2 protein-coding genes are annotated in these 1,271 nt (G+C 32.4%); both read right to left on the bottom strand.

The genetic code is table 11. The annotated features are described in order from the left end of the window. Positions 1–158 precede the first annotated feature (158 nt). Positions 159–758 (bottom strand): hypothetical protein, encoded by a 600-nt coding sequence (locus G5B42_RS11505; RefSeq protein WP_181340616.1) that lies wholly within the window; start codon positions 756–758, stop codon positions 159–161. A gap of 5 nt (positions 759–763) precedes the next feature. After that, positions 764–1,189: a TIR domain-containing protein gene (locus G5B42_RS11510; RefSeq protein WP_181340617.1), complete on the bottom strand. Its 426-nt coding sequence runs from the start codon at positions 1,187–1,189 to the stop codon at positions 764–766. Between the last annotated feature and the right edge of the window lie 82 nt (positions 1,190–1,271).

Genomic DNA, 1,271 nt, shown 5'->3' on the forward strand with positions numbered 1-1,271 from the left:
CAAGCCGGGCGCGGCCGCGCTTAGGTCCATGGCTGTGGGCGCGTTCTCTACATGATTTAACTTCTTCGATTTGTCTTCATTATCCACTATCCGCGCCCCGCCAGCGGTAATCGTGCTGTTAAGCGAAGTGGCACCATAACCAAACTAAATTTTTACCTTTATTTTTCTAGCCATTGTCCAACTAAATAAAAAACTAGAAAACCAACACTTAATAACCCTAAACAAAAATCATAATATTTATGATAAATCGGAATAATGGCTATTGAGCTTTCTAAGATTAGGCTCCATATAATTACTATAATTACTATTGCTGGATATATTGCTGTGTAATAATACCATACACAATGTCTAAATATTGAAAACTTTTTTGTTAGATAACCCGAACTTTCTCGAGATATTATATTATTTTCTCCCATTAATGCTGATAACTTTTTTTCTAATCCATGTATGTATAAGTAAAGCTTGTCTATATGGATTGTAACTTGATAATAGCGTACAGAGAGTATACTAAAAAATGTCCAAGTAAAGCTAATAAGTATAGGTAAAGGTATAACACTAATATTTATATTGATTCCTAGAATATTAATTTGCTTAATAGCATTAACCATATCTGTAGAATATGTTAACTCCAATAATATAAGTCCTAATAAGCCTACTGTTATTAGGAATAATTTATTTCGTAGGTTTTCTCTTTCTTTTGCATTGGCATATGTATCAATATAATGATTGTAAAGTATATCTGTTTTTTTATCAGACATTAAAATCACGCTTCATTTATTGCTTTAAAAATACTATCAACTTTAAACGAATGCGCCCATGTTGCCCCTTTTCTATAAAGAGGTTCGGGTGCATCATATGACGGATCAATTTTTACAGCAATAAATTTATTACCTTCTTCGGCACTTTTTTCAATTTCCCACCATTGCCAATTACGAGTCCCAATCTCTGTCCAATCAGGATGATAACTATTAGCATGTTTACCTATTATGACTAATGTATGAGTAGAATTTCTTATTCTTGTTGTTAACACAGCTTTTATTCTACCAATATCATAACTTTGTATTTCTTCAGGAGTAAGATCTTCAAAATCAATATCTGATCGTGGATTATCTATTAAAGCCTTAAGTAAATAACGATAGTGTCGGTCATTATCATAGTCGAAACTAATAAACACTTTCTTCTTTGTCATTTATGAATTCCCCCTTTTCATTTCATTATGTTTTTAACTACCACTAGGTGCCATTTCGCTTAACGTTTGCCGATTACCGACG

It is taken from the genome of Capillibacterium thermochitinicola (assembly GCF_013664685.1).
GTDB classification, from domain to species: Bacteria; Bacillota; UBA4882; order UBA10575; family UBA10575; genus Capillibacterium; species Capillibacterium thermochitinicola.

Coding starts and splice junctions, on each gene's coding strand:
- G5B42_RS11510 (WP_181340617.1), bottom strand. CDS start 1,189: ATGACAAAGAAGAAAGTGTTTATTAGTTTCGACTATGATAATGACCGA.
- G5B42_RS11505 (WP_181340616.1), bottom strand. CDS start 758: ATGTCTGATAAAAAAACAGATATACTTTACAATCATTATATTGATACA.